Origin of the sequence: Aeromonas sp. 600276 (assembly GCF_049175815.1) — a bacterium.
Lineage (GTDB): Bacteria > Pseudomonadota > Gammaproteobacteria > Enterobacterales > Aeromonadaceae > Aeromonas > Aeromonas dhakensis.
Map to the genome: position 1 here is coordinate 1 of NZ_JAAKVU010000031.1, position 18,757 is coordinate 18,757.

16 protein-coding genes and 1 tRNA gene are annotated in these 18,757 nt (G+C 65.2%); 7 read left to right on the forward strand and 10 right to left on the reverse strand.

Going from position 1 to position 18,757, the window contains the following annotated elements; all coding sequences use genetic code 11:
* Positions 1-77, forward strand: a tRNA-Val gene (locus G5134_RS20560).
* Positions 78-208: 131 nt separating this feature from the next.
* Here the strand turns inward: G5134_RS20560 and G5134_RS20565 are convergent.
* Positions 209-2,647: a DNA polymerase II gene (locus G5134_RS20565; RefSeq protein WP_197495590.1), complete on the reverse strand. Its 2,439-nt coding sequence runs from the start codon at positions 2,645-2,647 to the stop codon at positions 209-211.
* 195 nt (positions 2,648-2,842) lie between these two features.
* On the opposite strand from G5134_RS20565, the gene G5134_RS20570 reads away from it, so the two are divergent.
* The 3 genes from G5134_RS20570 to G5134_RS20580 all read left to right on the forward strand — a co-directional run bounded on the left by G5134_RS20570 (position 2,843) and on the right by G5134_RS20580 (position 5,317).
* Positions 2,843-3,337, forward strand: coding sequence for a prolyl-tRNA synthetase associated domain-containing protein (locus G5134_RS20570; protein WP_197495589.1), 495 nt, complete (start codon positions 2,843-2,845; stop codon positions 3,335-3,337).
* A 202-nt stretch (positions 3,338-3,539) separates the two neighbouring features.
* Entirely contained in the window at positions 3,540-4,778 is a 1,239-nt protein-coding gene (locus tag G5134_RS20575) for a GGDEF domain-containing protein (RefSeq protein ID WP_065017071.1), read from the forward strand.
* Positions 4,775-5,317 (forward strand): GNAT family N-acetyltransferase, encoded by a 543-nt coding sequence (locus G5134_RS20580; protein ID WP_065017070.1) that lies wholly within the window; start codon positions 4,775-4,777, stop codon positions 5,315-5,317. The genes G5134_RS20575 and G5134_RS20580 overlap by 4 nt, the downstream gene beginning before the upstream one ends.
* Before the next feature lie 51 nt (positions 5,318-5,368).
* Here the strand turns inward: G5134_RS20580 and G5134_RS20585 are convergent, their stop codons facing one another.
* From G5134_RS20585 to G5134_RS20600, 4 genes are all read right to left on the reverse strand, one after another.
* The gene (locus tag G5134_RS20585) at positions 5,369-6,229 is read right to left on the reverse strand and encodes a PA4780 family RIO1-like protein kinase (protein ID WP_065017069.1); all 861 of its coding nucleotides are present in this window, start codon (positions 6,227-6,229) and stop codon (positions 5,369-5,371) included.
* A gap of 110 nt (positions 6,230-6,339) precedes the next feature.
* Positions 6,340-7,335: a lauroyl-Kdo(2)-lipid IV(A) myristoyltransferase gene (locus G5134_RS20590; protein WP_192897156.1), complete on the reverse strand. Its 996-nt coding sequence runs from the start codon at positions 7,333-7,335 to the stop codon at positions 6,340-6,342.
* Positions 7,336-7,505: 170 nt separating this feature from the next.
* Positions 7,506-8,495 (reverse strand): lauroyl-Kdo(2)-lipid IV(A) myristoyltransferase, encoded by a 990-nt coding sequence (lpxM, locus tag G5134_RS20595; RefSeq protein ID WP_337079495.1) that lies wholly within the window; start codon positions 8,493-8,495, stop codon positions 7,506-7,508.
* A gap of 253 nt (positions 8,496-8,748) precedes the next feature.
* Entirely contained in the window at positions 8,749-9,729 is a 981-nt protein-coding gene (locus tag G5134_RS20600; protein ID WP_054544830.1) for a TDT family transporter, read from the reverse strand.
* A 99-nt stretch (positions 9,730-9,828) separates the two neighbouring features.
* On the opposite strand from G5134_RS20600, the gene G5134_RS20605 reads away from it, so the two are divergent.
* A complete protein-coding gene (locus G5134_RS20605; protein WP_123246210.1) occupies positions 9,829-10,737 on the forward strand; it encodes a LysR substrate-binding domain-containing protein in 909 nt (302 codons plus the stop codon).
* 114 nt (positions 10,738-10,851) lie between these two features.
* Here G5134_RS20605 and G5134_RS20610 read toward each other — a convergent pair whose 3' ends face one another.
* The 3 genes from G5134_RS20610 to G5134_RS20620 form a co-directional block, all read right to left on the reverse strand.
* Positions 10,852-11,841: a Gfo/Idh/MocA family oxidoreductase gene (locus tag G5134_RS20610; RefSeq protein ID WP_337079496.1), complete on the reverse strand. Its 990-nt coding sequence runs from the start codon at positions 11,839-11,841 to the stop codon at positions 10,852-10,854.
* Positions 11,842-11,874: 33 nt separating this feature from the next.
* Positions 11,875-12,720 (reverse strand): deoxyribonuclease IV, encoded by an 846-nt coding sequence (gene nfo / locus G5134_RS20615; protein WP_219325681.1) that lies wholly within the window; start codon positions 12,718-12,720, stop codon positions 11,875-11,877.
* Positions 12,721-12,880: 160 nt separating this feature from the next.
* A complete protein-coding gene (locus G5134_RS20620) occupies positions 12,881-13,834 on the reverse strand; it encodes a LysR family transcriptional regulator (RefSeq protein WP_201970823.1) in 954 nt (317 codons plus the stop codon).
* A 125-nt stretch (positions 13,835-13,959) separates the two neighbouring features.
* On the opposite strand from G5134_RS20620, the gene G5134_RS20625 reads away from it, so the two are divergent.
* A complete protein-coding gene (locus G5134_RS20625; protein ID WP_005301360.1) occupies positions 13,960-14,715 on the forward strand; it encodes an SDR family NAD(P)-dependent oxidoreductase in 756 nt (251 codons plus the stop codon).
* On the opposite strand, the gene G5134_RS20630 is transcribed toward G5134_RS20625, so the two are convergent.
* Entirely contained in the window at positions 14,712-16,022 is a 1,311-nt protein-coding gene (locus G5134_RS20630) for an HD-GYP domain-containing protein (RefSeq protein ID WP_421232163.1), read from the reverse strand. The two genes, G5134_RS20625 and G5134_RS20630, sit on opposite strands and share 4 nt — an antisense overlap.
* A gap of 243 nt (positions 16,023-16,265) precedes the next feature.
* Positions 16,266-17,699, reverse strand: coding sequence for a glycoside hydrolase family 1 protein (locus tag G5134_RS20635; protein ID WP_065017060.1), 1,434 nt, complete (start codon positions 17,697-17,699; stop codon positions 16,266-16,268).
* Between the two features lie 156 nt (positions 17,700-17,855).
* Here G5134_RS20635 and G5134_RS20640 point away from each other — a divergent pair, with 156 nt between their 5' ends.
* Positions 17,856-18,728 (forward strand): LysR family transcriptional regulator, encoded by an 873-nt coding sequence (locus G5134_RS20640; RefSeq protein ID WP_065017059.1) that lies wholly within the window; start codon positions 17,856-17,858, stop codon positions 18,726-18,728.
* The last annotated feature ends 29 nt before the right edge of the window (positions 18,729-18,757 follow it).

The window sequence follows — 18,757 nt, forward strand, 5'->3', positions numbered from 1 at the left end:
GCGTCCTTAGCTCAGCTGGTTAGAGCATCACCTTGACATGGTGGGGGTCGGTGGTTCGAATCCACTAGGACGCACCAGATTTGAAAAGCCCGCTCCTCGAGCGGGCTTTTTGCATTTCTCTTCTCTGACTATCCCTTCTCTCCCCTCTCATCTGCCTCCTCTTGACCCGCTGCGGCCATTGTCAGGCCATGGCCACAGCGTTGCCCAGTCAGAAGAGATCGAGCTGCTGGCCGCAGATCCGCTCGAACGACTCGCCGATAAAGGGGAGGATGGCATCGGCGATGGGTTTGAGCTGCTTGTCGATGTAGTGCTCGTAGTCGATGGCGCTGCGCCGGTATTCGAGCGGTTCGGGGCCATTCAGAGTCACCAGGTAGGCGATGGTGCCCCTGTGCTGGTAGCGCTGAGGCAGACCGCGGCGCAGGTTCTCCTCGTCCGCCAGGCGCGCCGCCCGCACGTGGGGCGGCACGTTCTTCTGGTACTCCTCGAGTTTCTGGCGCAGCCGCTTGCGATAGACCAGCAGCTCGTCATGAAGGCCGGCGCGGGTCTCATCCACCATGGTGCGCACATAGCCGCTGGGATCCTGGTCGTGAAACACCATCTCGTAGAGGCGGGTCTGGAACGCCTTGGCAAGGGGCGTCCAGTCGGTGCGCACCGACTCGAGCCCCTTGAACACCAGCTGCTCCTCTTCACCTGCCTGATGGCCTGCCACCAAGCCCGCATAACGCTTCTTGCTCCCCTTCTCCAGCCCACGAATGGTGGGCATCAGGAAGCGGCGATAGTGGGTCTCGTACTGGATCTCCAGATAGCTCGGCAAATCGAACTCCCGCTTGATCAGCGCAGTCCAGTTGTCGTTGATCATACTGGCCAAGCGCCGGCCAATCTCGTCCGCCTGGGCGGGGCTGGTCTCGCGCCCCAGGTGCACGAAGGTGGAGTCGGTGTCACCATAGATCACCTCGAAACCCTCCCCCTCGATCCACTCACGGGTCTGCTGCATGATGCCGTGACCGCGCAAGGTGATGGAGGAGGCGAGCCGCGGGTCGTAGAAGCGGCAGCCCCCCGAGCCCAGCACCCCGTAGAAGGAGTTCATGATGATCTTGATGGCCTGGGAGAGTGCCTTGTTGCGAGCCGCCTTGGCTCTATCCCGCGCCGCCCACAGGGTGGCGATGAGATCCGGCAGGAAGTGGCGATCGCGGGAGAACAGGGCACCGCGAAAACCCGGGATGGCGTGGTCGGGGTGTTGCAGCCCCTCGATGAGCCCCATGGGATCGATGCAAAAGGTGCGGATGATGCTGGGATAGAGGCTCTTGAAATCGAGCACCAGCACGTGGCGATAGAGACCCGGTTTGGAGTCCATCACATAGCCACCGGGACTTGCCAAGCCGCCATCGGCCGGCAGGTTGGGCGCCACATAGCCGCCGCGGTGCAGCCGTGGCAGATAAAGATTGGTAAATGCCGCCACCGAGCCCCCGACCCGGTCGAGCTCTAGGCCAGTGAGGGAGGCGCGCTCGATGGCAAAGGGGATGAGGTGGCAGTAGTCGAAGATCTCCCACACCAGCTTGCAATCCTCCAGGTTGTAGCGGGCCAGCGCCTCCTTGTCGGAGTGAAACAGCTCGGTGATCTTCTCCCCCCGGTTGGCCACGTCCTCGATGTCCTTGCCGCGGCCGAGCAGCTCGCTCGCCACCGCATCCAGGCTGTAGCTCGGGAACTGCCAGGTGGCGCTTTTGAGGGTGTCGATGCCATCCAGCACCATGCGCCCGGGGATGATGACGCTGCCGCTCTGGGGGTCGTTGCGCGATGAGCGCCAGAAGCAGAGCTCGTGGCCACGGCCGAGTCGCAGCCGCCGCTTGTTGAGCTCGGCGCGGCGCAGCAGCAGGCGAAAGTCGAAGTTCACCACGTTCCAGCCGATCACCAGATCGGGGTCGTGCCGCGCAAACCAGCGCTCCAGCGCACTCAGCAGAGCGCTCTCGTCCGCCACCCACTCGACCTGGGTACCCCAGCTGTCGGCATCGGCCTCAGGCGTACCGATCATGATGACCCGCGCATCCTGCTCGCTATAGAGCCCCACCGAGAAGAGGGCCCCGTCCATGGCACACTCCACGTCCAGCGACACCCAGGAGAGGGTCGGCGTCACCGCCTGGGGTGCGCAGCGCGCCTCGTTCACCTCCCAGTAGCCCTGCTTGCCCCCCTTCTTGCGCGCGCGCCCCTCGAAGCGCACACCGGCGGTGATGAAGCGCTCCATCAGAAAGCGCTCAGGCAGCCGGATATCCGCCTCGAAGTGCTCCAGCCCGCGGATGAGCAGCAGCTCGATGGCGCGGTGAAAGGCGCTCAGGGTGGCAAAATAGCAGCCCACCACGGCGCGACCGTCGAAGGTGTGCATCGGCAGGCGGCGAAACCGCCCGCTCACCCCGGCCCCCTTGAACAGCTCCGCCGCCTCCGCCATATGGCTCTGCGGCAGGAAGAAGACCGGCTCCTGCCCCGGCACCACCACCCGCACCGGCCCCTGTTCGCTCCAGAGCCACATCACGATCTCGGTGCGCTCCGGCTGCTCGCCGCGGCCGCGCACATCCCGCCCGTGACGGGTCAGGATAAAGCCGTCGCGCGGCGGGGCAACAGGAGGGATGGGAGGGTGGTCGGTCATGCCAGTCATCGGGATCAACATAGGTGTGGGACCATTGTACGTTCATACAGTGCTTTACTGCAATTGGCACGCCAGGCTGCCATTGCCACGCCGGCTGCGAGGGGCGGTGCAAACTGGTATGCTCGGCCAGACGGACACGCACTGCCGGTGGCAACCATGTTCGCCCATCGACTCACCCCGCTCGTCAGCCAACATCAGGAGGTCATGGTGGCGCTCTACTCTCTGCTGGATCAGCTGGCCATTTCCTATCAGCGCATCGATCACGCCCCCGTCTTCACCTGCGAGGAGGCCAGCCGGCTGTTGCCCAACCTGCCCGCCGTCAAGACCAAGAACCTCTTCCTGCGCGACCCCAAGAGCGAACGGCTGTTTCTGGTGGTGACCCCTGAGCAGAGCCGGGTCGATCTCAAGGCGCTGGCGAGCGCCCTTGGCGTCAAACGGCTGAGCTTCGGCTCGCCCGAGCGACTGGAGGCGGTGCTCGGCCTCACTCCGGGCTCGGTCACCCTGCTCGCCATGGTACGAGACAGGGAAAACGCGGTGGAGCTGGTGGTGGATGAGACGATCTGGCAAGCCGAGCGGGTACAGTGCCACCCGCTGGTCAATACCGCCACCCTGCTTATTCGCCTCGACGACGTGCGCCGTCTGCTGGCCCACCTCGGCCGGGAAGCCACCGTCATGCGGCTGCCGGTGGCGGTCGACTGAGGTCGACGTAAGCGGGGGATGGCCCTTCGTCACTCCCCGTCCCTGATTAGTCGTGTCAGCCGCCGGCAACTGGGGGGTTGGCACTATCCTGCCCAGACCATCCAAGCCATTGCTCAGCGGCACAATTCATGCTGTGATCCGCCCCAGTCACCCGGCCCTGAGACCATAGCGCCGTTACCGGCAGGAAGAGCCCACACCCTTGATGCAGAGTCTGTTTTCCTCGGCCCAGTTGCTGAGCCTGGTGCTGTTTGTCAGCCTGTCCCACGTCGGGGTCGCGGCCATTTTCGCCTACCTGTGGCATACCCAGCGACCGCTGCGCGCCCTGCTCTACTGGTCGGCCAGCGAGCTGGCCATCGCCGCCGCCTTTGGCTGCCTGCTGCTGCGCCCCCTCACGGGGGAGACGTCCCTTGCCAATATCCTGCTCACCAACCTGCTGATCATCGTCACCCCGCTGCTCTATGAGCGGGGCTTGCGCCACTTTTTCCGGCGCGAGGCCGACCGCTTCGGCTGGCTCTGCCCGCTCCTCGCCCTGGCCGGCTTCCTGCTGTTTGCCCTGGTGGCCTCGCAGCAACCGCTGGCCGATGTGCACAGCCGGATCATCACCCTCTCCGGCGTGCTTTCGCTGCAAATTGGCCTGCTGCTGTGGCAGCTCTGGCGCTACCAGCGGCTGGCCCCCGCCTACCGGGTGCTGCGCTTCGCCATCCTGTTGCTCGCCCTGCAACTGGCCCTGCAGCTGCTCAGGATGGCCAAGCATCAGTGGTGGCCAGAGTCGGCCGCCTCCAGCCTGACCGACCCCCTGCTCGGCCCGGTGATCCTGCTCAGCCTGCTCTTTACCATTGCCCGCAGCTTCATCCTGCTGAGTCTGGTGCACACCCGCCAGCAGCAGGCCATGCTAGCCACCCAGCGCGAGCTGGAGCGGCGCGCCAACCAGGATGCCCTGACCGGGCTGGACAGCCGCCACCATTTCGAGCAGCAGCTGGCGGCGCGGGCCTGCCGCAGCGCCCGTCCCTGGCAGCTGCTGCTGATCGACCTGGACAACTTCAAGCAGATCAACGACCGCCACGGCCACCCCGCCGGCGATGCCATGCTGCGGGCGGTGGGCCGGGTGATCCGGGAGAGCCTGCCGCCGGCGGCACTGGCCGGGCGCCTCGGTGGCGACGAGCTGGCGCTGCTGGTGATGGAGACGCCGCAGACGCTGCCTGGCTACTGCCACGCCCTGCAACAGGGGGTCACCGAAGCCACCCGCCCGCTGGCGGGCGGCCCCATCGGCCTCAGCATGGGGCTGACCTCGCTGCAGACGGGAGAGAGCTTCGAGCAGGCCTATCTGCGGGCGGATCAGGCGCTCTATGCCGCCAAGCAGAGCGGGCGCATGCGCGCCTGCATCCGCGAGGCCCACCACAGCGAGCCACGCCTGCTGCAAGCGGCAGAGCTGCACCCGTGACAGCCGTCATCGAGTGTCGGGCCGCGCAACCTGCCGATGGCCCCGCCTACCGCCGCTACGTGGCCGAGTGTGGCGCCGCCGGCCTGCCCCTCTATCAGGTGGCGCAATTCGACCCGGATCAGTGGCTGCAGGAGCTGCTCGCCCACGCCGCTGGCGAGCGCCTGCCGCCGGATTACCCGCCCACCACCACCTACTTTGCCCTCGAGGGGGCAGAGATCCTCGCCACCTTGCGCCTGCGCCACGGCGACACCCCGGCGACCCGCCAGTGGCTCGGCCACATCGGATACGAAACCCGCCCCTCCCGCCGCGGTGAAGGGGTGGCCCGCACCCTGCTCGGCTGGCTGCAACGCCATGTTCTGACCGGCCCCGTGCTCATCAGCTGTGACGAGGCAAATCCCGCCTCGCTCAAGGTCATTGCCGCCGCCGGCGGGCAATTGCTGGATCGCTGCTACCATGCTGGCGATCGCTGCTGGGTGCACTTTTACCAGATCCAGCCCCACCCCACCCGCCAGCAAGGCGCCGCTGACTCGCAGCCATAAAAAGAGCGCCCGCAGGCGCTCAGTCGTCTCTTGGTTGCAAGAGCCTGGGCGTCAGTAGCCCTCCTCCTGCTCTGCCTTCAGCCGTGCCTGGCGGGCCAGGGCCTCCTCCTCGGCGCTCTCGATTTCGTGCAGTACGGCGTCAAGATCCACCCGCTCGTTGCTCTCTTCGAACAACCCGGTCAGTTCGCTGTCGGGGGTGAGCTTGCCATCTTCATAGAGGGCCCACATCTCCCTGGCGTAACGGGTCTTGAGCAGCTCGGGGGCATACATGCCGTAGTAGTTGCGCATGTTGTCGACGTCCCGCTCCAGCATGGACTTCGCCTGGTTGTTGGCGGCGGCATCCACCACCTGGGGCAGGTCGATGATGACCGGGCCCTCTTCATCCACCAGCACGTTGAACTCCGACAGGTCGCCGTGAATGAGGCCGGCGCAGAGCATGCGCACCACGTAGCGGATCACCCTGGCGTGGTCGGCCAGCGCCTGTTCGCGGCTGAGGGCCACGTCGTTGAGGCGGGGCGCCACGTTGCCATCGGCATCGGTCACCAGCTCCATCAAGAGCACGCCATCGAGGCAGACATAGGGCCGCGGCACCCGCACGCCGGCGGCGGCCAGCTTGAACAGGGCATCCACCTCGGTGTTCTGCCACACCTCTTCGTGCTGCTTGCGGCCGTACTTGGAGCCCTTCTCCATGGCGCGGGCATCGCGGCTGCTACGCACCCGGCGCCCTTCCTGATAGACCACCGCCTGCTTGAAGCTGCGCTTGGCGGCCTCCTTGTACACCTTGGCGCAGCGGATCTCGTCGCCGCAGCGCACCACGTAAACATCGGCCTCTTTGCCGCTCATCAGCCGGCTGATCACCTCGTCAACCAGGCCGTCGTCAACCAGAGGTTGGATTCGATTTGGAGTTTTCATGCCCGCCCTTTCACCCTGTGTGCGCCCCCGAAGATAGCCTCTTCCGGTGCGCTTGCCTATTCCAGATTGTGCCGTGCCACCGGCGCCCGGGCGCCGGTCCTTCCATTGCGTCAGTTTTCGGGGGGCAGGTCGCCGCGGATCCGCTTAATGCCCTCTTCGTAGAAGCCCTCGTGCCCCTGGGGATGCTCCATGGTTTCGAAGATCTTGAGGAACCACATGTACTGCTCCGGGTGCTGGCGCAGCTGCTGCTCCACCATGTCGTTCATGGCGCGAACGTCGGCCTCCAGATCGGTGCCGGGATAGGGATCGAAGGGGGCCTCGATCTCCAGCCGGTAGCAGCCCTCCTCCTCGTCATAGCAGGCGAGGATGGGCACCGCCTTGGCGCCGGTCAGCTTGACCAGCTTGGGCAGGGCCGGCAGGGTCGCCTTGGGGTGGCCGAAGAAGGGCACGAAGATGCTGGCCTCGCGGCCGTGATCCTGATCCGGCAGGTAGAAGAAGCTGGCGCCGCCGCGGATCGCCTTGATGGCCGGCTTGATGCCGGCACTGCGCTCATACACCTTGCCCCCCTTGGCCCGCTCGCGGTTGATGTACCAGTCGAAGACCTGATCCTTGGCGCTCTTCATCATGGTGCACATGGACATGCCCCGGATAGCGAAGTAGCGGCCTATCATGTCCACCGCCCAGGTGTGGGGCACCACCAGGATCACCGGCCGGCCGGCGGCCTGCTCTGCCTCTATGTGCTCCCAGCCGCGCACCTTGATGCGGCCGGCCAGGTGATCGGCGCTGCGCAGGGTCAGCTCGGCAAAGCCCATGAAGGTCTTGAGCCCCACCCGGATCGATTTGAGCAACAGGGCCTGACGGCCCGCCTCGTCAAGTTCTGGAAAGCAGATCTTGAGGTTGGTGTCGGCGATATAGGCCTGCTTCCTGGACAGACGCAGCAGAGGGGGAGCCAGCCGGTCGGCCAGCCGGTCACGCAGACCATGGGGCAGCAGTCCCAGCAGGCAGAGCAGGCCGAGCGCCAACCAGCTGCCCCACCAGCGCGGATGGAGCAGACGGGGATGAAATGAGGTATCGAAAACCGGATCGTGTGAGGACATGGCCGCCATCAAGTCATAGAAAATAAACGGTTATTTTAATTATCCTGACAAAATTTTCCACTTTGGGCTGGCGCGGGCCCGGTTGGGGCAGGCGCCGGCTCGACTGCTCGCCCTGCCAGCCGGCAGAGGGGCAATAAAAATGGCCCCGCAGGGCCATAGTACCAACAAGGAATTGCTCATCAGGAGAGCGGCTGCAACCCGCGGCGGATCCGCTGGATCCCCGCCTCGTAGCGACCATCCAGCCCGACCTGATCCTCGCGGGTGTCGAAGATCTTGAGAAACCACATGTACTGGCCCGGATCCCGGCTGAGCTGCTGCTGCACCATGTCGTTCATCCGGCAGGTGTCGGCCATCACATCGTCGGTGGGATAGTTGTCAAAGGGGGCGTCTATCTCCAGCCGGTAGCAGTGGTGCGCCTCGTCATAGCAGGCCAGCAGCGGCACCGCCTTGGCGCCGCTCACCTGCACCAGTCGCGGCAAGGCCGGCAGGGTTGCCTTGGGCTGACCGAAGAAGGGGGCGAAGATGCTCTTTTCGCGGCCATGATCCTGATCCGGCAGGTAGAAGAAGTTGTTCCCCTCCTTGATGGTGCGGATCACCGCCTTGATGCCGGCGCTGCGCTCATAGACGCGGCAGCCATTGTGGGCCCGGGCGCGGTTCAGATGCCAGTCGAACACCGGGTTGCGCGCCCGCTTCATCATGGTGCACATGGGCACCCCGCGTTGGGTGAAGTAGTAACCGGCCGCGTCCACCGGCCAGCTGTGGGGCACCACCAGGATCACCGGTCTGCCGGCCGCCTGCTCCGCCTCGATATGTTCCCAGCCAGTGACCCGCATCCGCTTCATCAGATAGGCGGGGCTGCGCACCGAGAACTCGCCAAAGCCGAGCAGGCTCTTGAGGCCGACCCGGATCGAGGTCATCAGGATGGCGTCGCGCTCGGCCTCGCTCTTTTGCGGGAAACAGAGGGCCAGGTTGGTTCTGGCAATGTAGACCTGCTTTTTCGAGATGCGAAACACCAGCGGCGCCAGGGCGGCAGCCAGCCGATCGCGCAGCCTCACCGGCACGAAGGCCAGCAGCATCAGGACGCCAAGCGCCAGCCAGCTGAACCAGTAACGCGGATGCAGGAATCGGGTCTCGAAACGAGAGTCAAACACGGGATCATGGGAAGACATGGATGGGGTCAAGCATGGGAAAGGGAGCTGCATTGTATTCATCCTGACAGGTAATACCAGTTAAATTCATCATGGCTTTGGCGAAGGAGCCACCCCGGTCGGGACCAACAAAGCGGGCGGGTTTGCGCAGGCAAGTGCATAAAAAAAGCGCCCCACCCGAGGTGGAGCGCCTTGTCGTCATCTGTTCGGTGGCGTCCGTCTTGCGCGGACCTGCTCACCGGCCCCCTTATCCCGGCCCTCTTGCGGCCATTTCCTAGCGACGAACCATGCCGGATGCCAGCTCGTCGTTGCCCAGCGGCAGGAAGAACATCAGGTAGCGCAGGGCCACGTAACCGACGATCAGGGTGGCGGCGCCCAGTTCGAAGTGGGCCAGCAGCCGGATCTGCTCGACGTACTCGGCCGCCTGGGGCCACTGTTCGACCAGATGGCTCACCTTGAACAGGGCGGTGGCACCGATCACCAGCGGGAAGGTGAAGGCGGCATAGCCCGGCGAGAACGGCAGACGCAGCAGCTTGATGAAGGCCAGATAGATGATGCCGGTCATCAGCACGGCGATCCCCAGCAGCACGGCTACCAGCAGCAAAGACGGTTGCTCGCTCACGGTCAGGTAGCCGGCCAGTGACAGGCTGGCGGGCGCCGCCAGGATGGCGATGGTCGGTTTGGCGGCATCCGGTACCTCATGGCTGAAGATGAGGCGATAGAGCATCAGCGGCAGCATCAGACCGTAGCAGAGCATGCCGAACCAGAGCAGGCCGTTGGCCAGCGCGGCATATTGGCCGCCCGGGAAGGCGACGTCTGCGACTATGATCCCCACCGGCGGCACGAACCAGCTCGGCACCATGTGGTGGATTTCAAACTGTTTGGCCCGATGCCAGACGAAGGTGGCCAGGAACCCCAGGTGCAGCAGCACTGCAAACAGCCAGAGCCCCTCCCCCAGACCGGCGTTGAGCATGCCGACCGCCTTGGAGACCACCATGGTGCCCATGGCATAGGTGGGCACCACGCTGCCGACCACCGGGTGGGCCAAATCCTGCCACAGCAGGCGCGGGTGCAGCAGAAACTTGAAGGTCAGGATCACCAGCAGCACGGCGGCAACGGCGGCACCCAGCAACTGCAGGCGGCCATCGAAGTGACCGGCATTTTCCCAGCACCAACCGAGACTGGCGATCCCGAGCGCCAGTCCTGCCATGGGGGTCGGAGCAGCGGCCAGGGATTGACGGGTTCTTGCGATCATGTCTGAAACCTCATGTGAGAGACGATGGGCATAGGATAATGAGCGGCCATCGTTTACGATATCTAAATGAATTAAATCAATCGTTCAGGATTTCCAAACATGAAGCTGACCCTGCAACAACTCAAGGTCTTTGCCACCATCGCCCGTTACGGCAATCTGGGGCTGGCTGCCAATGAACTGTGCCTGAGCAAGGGCGCCGTCTCCCAGTCGTTGCAGGAGCTGGAGCGTCAGCTCGCCACCCCGCTGTTCGATCGCATTCACCCCAGGCTGCAGCTCAACAACGAGGGGCGCCTGCTGCAACCGGCGGCCGAAGAGCTGCTGACCCGGATGCAGGACATCGAAACCCTGTTCAGCCCGGATGCCGAACCGAGCGGCCAGCTGCGTCTGGGCGCCAGCCAGACCATAGGCAACTACCTGCTGCCGGCCCTGCTCGCCACCAGCAAGCAGGAGCTGGGACAGCCGCCCAGGGTCACCATCACCAACACCCACCAGCTCTGCCACCTGCTGGCCAACTTCGAGCTGGATCTGGCGCTGATCGAGGGGGAGAACCACCACCCGGACCTGGTCAGCGAGCCCTGGCTCCACGACGAGATGCTGATCGTGGCCCAGCCCGCTCACCCCCTCGCCGGCCGCCATCGCCTCTCCCTCGCCCAGCTGAGCGATGAGACCTGGGTGCTGCGCGAGCCCCAGTCCGGCAGCCGAGAGCAGTTCGAGCAGCAGATCCAGCCCGAGCTGCCCCGCTGGCAGGCGGGGCTCGAGCTCAACACCCTGGAGGCGGTGATGCTGGCGGTCGAGAAGGGGCTCGGCATCTCCTTCATCTCCCACCTTGCGGTGTCGGATCGGCTGCAGGCAGGTCGTCTGGTGGCCCTGCCCCTCGCCCGCCGCTTTCCCCGCCAGCTCTCCCTCATCTGGCACCGGCAGAAGTATCACTCCGCCGCCCTGCGCCGCTTTCTGCAATTTTGCCGCGCCCAAGAGGATGTGTTGTCCAGCCAGATCAGCAGCACCTGAGCCAATGGGATGATCGGGCAGCCTATTGCCCGGCATGGCCCTTGCCGCCAGGTATCGGCAGCAATGGAAGAGGGAGAGCCCTGGCTCTCCCCCTTGGTCATTCTGCCTGGTGACTCAGCGTTTCGCGGGCAGCAATCCCCGCTCGACCCAGCCCAGCACCTGTCTGGTCAGTGCCTGCGGCACCCAGGGGGAGTCGGTGATGCCCGCCCTGACGCAGGCGGCAAAGTGATCCGCCTCGTGCTGCATGCCACCGCCCGCCACCGGCAGCGCGATGTCGTGGGGCCAGGCCGGCAGGGGGGCGCCGCCAAGCCAGACGATCTGCTGGGGGTTCCACCACTTGCCCACCAGCTCCAGCGCCCAGCCGGGCCCGGACAGCCAGGCCGACTTGTCGAGATCCTCGACGATGGAGGCCACCAGCTCGGCCTTGAGCGGGCTGGCGAAATCAAAGCGGGCGGCTTCATCCACCTCGCCCTCACGGCGAGACAGCGTGACCTCGGGCTCACCCGCCGCCAGCCCCAACTGGTGACAGAGGGCGGCATAGAGCCAGAGCGGGTAGACCCCCACATCCCAGGCGGCGCCGCCATCCAGCGCCGGATCGAACAGCTTGCCGTCCCGCGTCTGCACCGAGCCGAAGGCCGCCTTTAGCCTGTCGGGGGCTGGCAGGGCCGACAGTCGCCCCAGCAATGCGCGCATGGCGGGGAAGCACATCACCTTCATCGCCTCCATCAGCAGCAGGCCCCGCTCGGCGGCGAGCCGCACCAGCCGATCCCAATCTGCGACGCGAGTCACCGCCGGCTTTTCCACCAGCACGTGCTTGCCCGCCAGCAGCATGCGTTCGATCAGGGCGGTGTGCTCCGGGTGGATCACCGCCACGTAGACCGCCTCCACCAGGGGATCCGCCGCCAGCGCCTGATAGCTACCATGGGCGTGGGGCAAGCCCTGCTCGTCGGCAAAGGCCTGCGCCCGCCCCTGATCACGGGCGGCGATCGCCACCACCCGGCTGCCACTGGCGTGCCCGTTCACATCCTGACAAAAACGGCAGGCGATCGCCCCCGCGCCGGCAATGCCCCAGCGCAGCGGCTGCTCGCTTGTTCTCTCTTGCATCCCTGTCTCCTTATGCCCTCTGCCGGTCAATCATCATGCCTGCGCCAAGCTGCGCAACCAGCGGATCTCGTCGCCCCAGATAGACTCGTCAATGGTCTCCAGGATCAGCGGAATGTCGTCGAAACGATGATCATTCATGATGTGATGGAACACCGCCTCCCCCAGGTTCCCCTCGCGCAGGCTGTGGTGGCGGTCGACCCGGCTGCCGAAGGTGCACTTGGCGCCGTTGATATGCATCCCCTTCAGATACTGGAAACCCACCGTCCGGTCGAACTCGGCAAAGACGGCAGCACAACTCTCCGCGGTGCGCAGATCGTAGCCGGCGGCAAAGGCGTGGCAGGTGTCAAAGCAGATGCCAACCCGGCTCTTGTCTTCCACCCCGTCGATGATGGTGGCCAGGTGCTCGAACGACCAGCCGAGGTTGGTGCCCTGACCGGCGGTGTTCTCGATCACCGCCGTCACTCCTTCGCTGCGCTCCAGCGCCCAGTTGATGGATTCGCTCACCAGCTTGAGGCTGGCCGCCTCCGGGATCTGCTTCAGGTGGCTGCCCGGATGAAAATTGAGGTAGCAAAGCCCCAATTGTTCGCAGCGCTTCATCTCGTCCAGAAAGGCATCGCGGGACTTGGCGAGGCCATCGGGGTCGGGATGACCCAGATTGATGAGGTAGCTGTCGTGGGGCAGGATCTGCTCGGGGCGAAAGCCCCCCTTCTCGCAGGCCAGCTTGAAGGCGCGGATGCTGGTCTCGGAGAGCGGCGCCGCCTGCCACTGGCGCTGGTTCTTGGTAAACAGGGCGAAGGCGTTGGCCCCGATGGCCTGGGCGCGGGCGATGGTGTTCTCCACCCCGCCGGCCGCACTGACGTGGGCTCCGATAAATTTCATCACATCTCCTCTGCACTGTTGCTGGGGCCGGCCACACCGCAAAGGGGCGACCAACCCGTGTGGGGCGCCATTATGCCAAGCCACCCGGCCGGCGCCAAACCGGGATTGTCGATGGCAGCCATAGAGAGACCCGCCTCAGGTGGGGATTGGCGTCAAGCCATCAATCGGCTGCGTCCATCCCTGCCCGCGTCGCCAGGCCATCGCGCGGGCCGTCAGGCCCCAGCGCTGACGCCAGGATGCCGCTCAGCCACTGGATGAAGGCCTGCACCCGGGGGGCCAGCTGACGGCGATGGGCATAGAGGGCGTGAATGGGCAGCGGGGGCGCCTGCCACTTTGGCAGGATGGCCACCAGCTCGCCGCTGGCCAGCAGTGGCTCCACCCCGACTCGCGGCTGCTGGATGATGCCAAGCCCGGCCAGCGCCGCCGCCAGATAGGATTCGCTGTCGTTCACCGTGAGCGCCCCGCTCATCGCCAGCACGGCGCGCGAGCCATCCGCCTGCAGATACTCGAAACCGCTCTCTCTGGGCCCGCTGCTGCTGCCGTAGTGCACCAGCCGATGGCCGCTCAGCTCGCTCAGGCTGCGGGGCGTCCCGTAGCGGGCCAGATAGGCGGCGCTGGCGCAATTGATCTGGCGGTAGTGGCCGAGGGGGCGCGCCACCAGGCTGGAGGGCTCAAGCGCCCCGACCCGGATCACGCAGTCAAACCCCTCCCGCACCAGGTCGACCCGCCGGTCCGTGCTGCTCAGCATCAACTGCAAGGCGGGATGCGCCGCCAGAAAGGCGGGCAGCGCCGGCATCACCAGATGGCGGGCCATCCGGCCCGGCATGTCCACTCGCAGCTGGCCGCTCAGCTGCCCCTGCTGGCGAAACAGCCCGTTGAACTCCTCCATGTCTGCCAGCAGATCCTGACAACGGGCGTAACAGAGCCGGCCATCCGTGGTCAGCTGCACCCGCCGGGTAGTACGCTGCAGCAAGCGGGTGCCCATCTGCTCCTCCAGCCGGCGGATGGCCGCCGAGAGCGTCGCCTTGGGGATCCCCAGCTGTTCGGCACTGCGAGTAAAGCTCTCCAGCTCCGCCACCCGCACAAACATCCTCATCGCATCCAGTTGATCCATGGCGCCATTGTCTCGCTAATCGGAACAGTGCATTCATTATCGCCTTATTTATCCAATCAACAACGAGCAATAGAGTGATCACACCGGCTCATCCCGAGCCCATGACCACAGACAGGAGTCCTCTCATGACCCATCCCATCGCACTCATCACCGGCGCCAGCCGCGGCCTTGGCAAACAGGCGGCGCTGGCCCTCGCCGCCCGCGGCGTCGACCTCATCATCACCTATCGCAGTCAGGCCGATGAAGCGGCGGCCGTGGTGGCCGAGGCGACCGCCCTCGGCGTCAGGGCCCATGCCCTGCCCCTCGATGTGGCCGACAGCAGCAGCTTTGCCGCCTTCGCCAGCCAGGTGCGCGAGCAGCTGGGCGCGTGGCAGCGGGATCGGTTCGATTTTCTGGTCAACAACGCCGGCATCGGCATTCACGCCAGCATCGAGCAGACCAGCGAGCAGCAGTTCGACACCCTGTTCAACATTCACCTCAAGGGGGTCTTCTTTCTGACCCAGCAGCTGCTGCCACTTCTGCGCGATGGCGGGCGCATCCTCAATTTGTCGAGCGGCTTGACCCGCTTCGCGCTGCCCGGTTATGCCGCCTATGCGGCCATGAAGGGAGGGGTCGAGGTGCTGACCCGCTATCTGGCCAAGGAGCTGGGGCCACGCGGCATCGCCGTCAACGTGGTGGCGCCGGGAGCCATCGAGACCGATTTTGGCGGGGGTGTGGTACGGGACAATCAGGCGGTCAACGACTTCATCGCCAGTCAGACCGCGCTGGGCCGGGTGGGCCAGCCGGAGGACATCGGCGGCGTCATCGCCGCCCTGCTCTCCCCCGACAGCCGCTGGATCAATGCCCAGCGCATCGAGGCCTCCGGCGGCATGTTCCTCTAAGGCGTCCGCTCACCGACGCCGAGGACTCTCTGGGCCGCCTGGGTCTGACCGCTGGCGGCCTGGTGAGCCTCGGGCAGGTGCGCCGCCAGGGTAGCCACGGCGTCGACATCGACCCGCCCCTGGCTCGCCAGCTGTTGCAAGAATGCGAGCGCCGCGTCGGCGCTCAGCCCCGCCCGATAGGGTCTGTGCTGCACCATGGCCTGGAAGATGTCGGCCACCCGCAGGATCCTCGCCTCCAGCGGCATCGCCTCGGCGGTCAGGTGGAAGGGGTAGCCGCAGCCATTGGGCTCCTCGTGGTGATAGGAGGCCCACAGGGCAATCTCCTCGAAGCCGTCGATGTGGCGCAAAATCTGATAGGTTTCAAAGCTGTGGGTGTTGATGATGGCCCGCTCCCGCTCATCGAGTTTTCCCGCCTTGTCGAGGATCTCGTCGGGAACCCGCAGCTTGCCGAGATCGTGCAGCAGCCCGGCGATCTCCAGCTGCTCGCAGCGTCCCTCTTCAATCCCCATCCATTGGGCCAGCCGCCGGGCCAGCCTGGCCACCCCGAGGGAGTGGGCCACGGTGAAGGGGCTCTTGGCATCGACGATGGCCGAAAAGATGCGCGCCAGCTGTTTGAGCTCGCCGTTGCTGGTGAGGCAGGGCTCCCGCTCGCTCAGCATGCCGCGCATGTAGTCGGTGATGGCGCGCCCCTCCAGCTGCAGCCAGAATGCCTCCGGCAGAGAGGCCCGCAAAAAGGCCGCCACCAGCTCGGGGTCGAAGAACTCGCCGGCGCACGCCTCGATCCGCTGCCGGATCTCCTGGGTGTGCATCAGCAGGGAGCCGTCCCCATAATGCGGGGCCGCCAGGGCATCGACCCGGTCCACCAGAAAGATGAGGTTGGCCTGGCGCCGCACCGTGGCCGTCATCCCCTGCTGCCGAACAAGTTGATGCCAGTGGGTGTGGTGATAGCGGATGGGCTCCGCCAGCGGGGCCAGCGGCGGGAAATCCTTGAGCAGATCGTAACCGACCTCGCAATGACGCTGGGAAGACTCCCAGTCGAACTCGCTGACCAGATGGCTGTGGATGAAGGTGGAGGAGACGCCGATGTCATGCAGCACCCCCAGCTCGAACAGGCAGGCCTGCTCGCTCTCAACGGCCCCCAGAGCCTTGCCACACTCGGCGGCCATGATGCCGACCCGCTTGCCGTGTGCCACATCGCCGATGCCAACCAGATCCAGCGACGCCGACAGGGCATATACCAGCTGGCGCAGATCAACCTGCTGGGCAACCAGCCCGCCGCAGCGGGGATGAGAGCTGTTGTGGTGCATGATGCGCTTCCACCTCTGCCAAGGTGATAGATCCCTCTTCGGGGCCGCGTAAACATATTGAATCTAAACCAGATTGCCCCTCCCGCCGGTTTGCAGCCGCCATCCGCACACGCTAATTGACAAAAAGATGAGTTGGATCAATCCGGCAAGTGCCATGCCCGGATGCGGCGCGGGTCGGCCCGGCAGACGGACAAAAAAACGGGCCCCGCCAGTTGGCGGGGCCCGTCGAGGGGATGGATTTGGTTACAGTATCTTGCCGCCCGAGCTTATCACCGTCTGATACCAGTAGAAGCTGTCTTTCTTGAGGCGGCGCAGGGAGCCCCCCTGCTCGTCCCGCTCAACATAGACGAAGCCGTAGCGCTTCTGGTAGCCGTTGAGCCAGCTCAGGATGTCGGTGAACGACCAGGCGCAATAACCGAGCAGTTCCACCCCGTCCTGCAGCGCCTCCTGGCACGCCTTGACGTGACTGCGCAGATAGTTGATGCGGTAGTCGTCGTGCACCCTGTCCCCTGCCGCCAGCTTGTCGAACTCGCCGAGGCCGTTCTCGGTGATCATCAGCGGCAGGCCGTAGCGGGAGGAGAGCCGGCGCAGAGCGATGCGCATCCCGGTCGGGTCGATGGCCCAGTCCCAGTTGCTGGTCTCCAGGTGCGGGTTGAGGGCCGTCTTGTAGAGGCCGGGAATGCCGCTTGGCGGCGTAGTGCCCTTCTTGCCCGTGGTGTTGATGCGCTGCATCGTCTGGCCGCCGAGGGGGTTGTCGGTATAGGTCAGGGTGTAGTAGTAGTTGACGCCTATGTAGTCGGGGGTCCCTTCCCGCAACAGCTCGAGATCGCCCGGCAGGATCTGGGGCGCCTCGCCGGTCTCCCGCAGGTAGGCGAGCGCCGCCTGGGGGTAGCGGCCGAAGCAGTAGGCATCCAGCCACCAGAGGTTGGTGAACTCCTCGGCATTCTCGTAAGCCAGCATGTCTTTGGGATCGCACGAGGCCGGATAGGCGGGGGAGTACGCAAAGCTTGGTCCGATGAGGCCGTTCGGCACGTGCTGGCGAAATGCCTTGATGACCCTGGCGTTGGCCAGAAACGCGATGTGGTTGGCGGCAAAGAAGCGCTTGCGGTCTTGCACTGCGGGCGGATGGGTGCCGAGCTGATAGGCGTTGGTCAGGTTGTAGTTCTGTTCGTTGAGCGACACCCAGTACTTCACCTTGCCGGCAAAGCGCTGATAGAGGGTCACGCAGTAGCGCTCGAAATCGGCGATGATGCGTCTGTCTTCCCAGCCGCCGTATTCGTCCTGCAGCGCCTGCGGCAGGTCCCAGTGATAGAGGGTAAGCACCGGCTCAATCTGGTGGGCCAACAGGGTATCGATGAGTTTTTCATAGAAGGCGAGCCCCGCCTCGTTCACCTCGCCGCGGCCGGTCGGGTAGATGCGCGGCCAGCTCACCGAGAAGCGGTAGGCCTTGAGCCCCATCTCGGCCATCAGCGCCACGTCCTCCTCCATGCGGTGGTAGTGATCCACCGCCACGTCGCCGTTGCTCCCCTCAAAGGTCTTGCCCGGCAGCTTGGTGAACAGATCCCACACCGAGGGCCCCTTGCCATCGGCGTCCCAGCCCCCTTCCACCTGATAGGCGGCGGAGGCGGCGCCCCACAGAAAATCTTGCGGGAAGTCGTTGAACTTGTGGTGATGCATCTGGGGTTGCTCCTTCTGCGGCGGTGGGCTGGCCACCTTGATCGCACCGACTGGCGGTGCCCAATGGAATTGGCATTAGCATCGAACAGTTCTAAAATTCCGTCCAATGACAAATTTAACCATTCAACATTCCAAACAGGAATCACAGGAGCCGACATGGAACTGCGGGATCTGAAGGCCTTCGTCACCCTGGGGGAGGTGTTGCACTTCGGCCAGGCGGCGGTGCGCCAGCACGTCACCCAGTCGGCGCTGAGCAAGCAGATCCGCCGGCTGGAAGAGGAGCTGGGCGGCGAGCTGTTCGAGCGCAATGCAAGCAGTACCCGTCTCACCGTGCTGGGGCGCGCCCTTTATGAGGATGCCCGCGCCCTGATGGCCGCCAGCGAGCAGCTAGCACGCAGCGCCCGCGACGTGCTGGCCGGCAACAGCGGCACCCTGCGCATCGGCTTCGGGGTCGCCACCAAGCTGCTGGTGCCCGCCGCCATCGCGCAATTTCGGGCCGAACGCCCCCAGGTGACCATAGAGCTCAACGATCTCTCCACCCACCATCAGTTGCTGGCCCTGAGCGAAGGCAAGCTGGATCTCGGCTTCTGCCGCCTGCCCGCCCCCAAGGGGTGGCCGTGCCTGCCGGTAGTGCGGGCCCATTTTGTCGCCGTGCTGCCGGCGAGCTACGCCGGCGTGAGCAAGTTGGCTGATCTGGTGGACAAGCCGTTGGCCATCCTGCGCCGGGACAAGGCCCCCTCGTTTTACGATCACCTGATGCACTACCTGGCCCAGAGCGGGCTGCGTTTTCGCGATATCCAGTACGTCAACGACTTCGCCGCCGGGGTCGCCACCGCCGCCGCCGACATCGCCTGGACCTTGGTGCCCTCCTCCACCACCATAGAGCACCCGGACGTGCTGACCCTGCCGCTGACCGAGGGGGAAGCCTGCTGGACCATAGGCCTTATTCGCCCGCCCCACAGCAAGGGGCCTCTCATCGAGGCCTTCTGGCAGACAGTCGCCAGCATGAGCGAGCCGGCCTTGCCATAAGGCAAGGCCGCGATGCTGGGAGTGACGCG

Bases quoted from the DNA above. Each gene is read 5' to 3' on its own strand.
- G5134_RS20620 (WP_201970823.1), bottom strand. From the start codon at position 13,834: ATGGATCAACTGGATGCGATGAGGATGTTTGTGCGGGTGGCGGAGCTG.
- G5134_RS20625 (WP_005301360.1), top strand. From the start codon at position 13,960: ATGACCCATCCCATCGCACTCATCACCGGCGCCAGCCGCGGCCTTGGC.
- lpxM (WP_337079495.1), bottom strand. From the start codon at position 8,495: ATGTCTTCCCATGATCCCGTGTTTGACTCTCGTTTCGAGACCCGATTC.
- G5134_RS20575 (WP_065017071.1), top strand. From the start codon at position 3,540: ATGCAGAGTCTGTTTTCCTCGGCCCAGTTGCTGAGCCTGGTGCTGTTT.
- G5134_RS20570 (WP_197495589.1), top strand. From the start codon at position 2,843: ATGGTGGCGCTCTACTCTCTGCTGGATCAGCTGGCCATTTCCTATCAG.
- G5134_RS20605 (WP_123246210.1), top strand. From the start codon at position 9,829: ATGAAGCTGACCCTGCAACAACTCAAGGTCTTTGCCACCATCGCCCGT.
- G5134_RS20635 (WP_065017060.1), bottom strand. From the start codon at position 17,699: ATGCATCACCACAAGTTCAACGACTTCCCGCAAGATTTTCTGTGGGGC.
- G5134_RS20630 (WP_421232163.1), bottom strand. From the start codon at position 16,022: ATGCACCACAACAGCTCTCATCCCCGCTGCGGCGGGCTGGTTGCCCAG.
- G5134_RS20565 (WP_197495590.1), bottom strand. From the start codon at position 2,647: ATGACTGGCATGACCGACCACCCTCCCATCCCTCCTGTTGCCCCGCCG.
- G5134_RS20640 (WP_065017059.1), top strand. From the start codon at position 17,856: ATGGAACTGCGGGATCTGAAGGCCTTCGTCACCCTGGGGGAGGTGTTG.
- G5134_RS20585 (WP_065017069.1), bottom strand. From the start codon at position 6,229: ATGAAAACTCCAAATCGAATCCAACCTCTGGTTGACGACGGCCTGGTT.
- G5134_RS20590 (WP_192897156.1), bottom strand. From the start codon at position 7,335: ATGGCGGCCATGTCCTCACACGATCCGGTTTTCGATACCTCATTTCAT.
- nfo (WP_219325681.1), bottom strand. From the start codon at position 12,720: ATGAAATTTATCGGAGCCCACGTCAGTGCGGCCGGCGGGGTGGAGAAC.
- G5134_RS20610 (WP_337079496.1), bottom strand. From the start codon at position 11,841: ATGCAAGAGAGAACAAGCGAGCAGCCGCTGCGCTGGGGCATTGCCGGC.
- G5134_RS20600 (WP_054544830.1), bottom strand. From the start codon at position 9,729: ATGATCGCAAGAACCCGTCAATCCCTGGCCGCTGCTCCGACCCCCATG.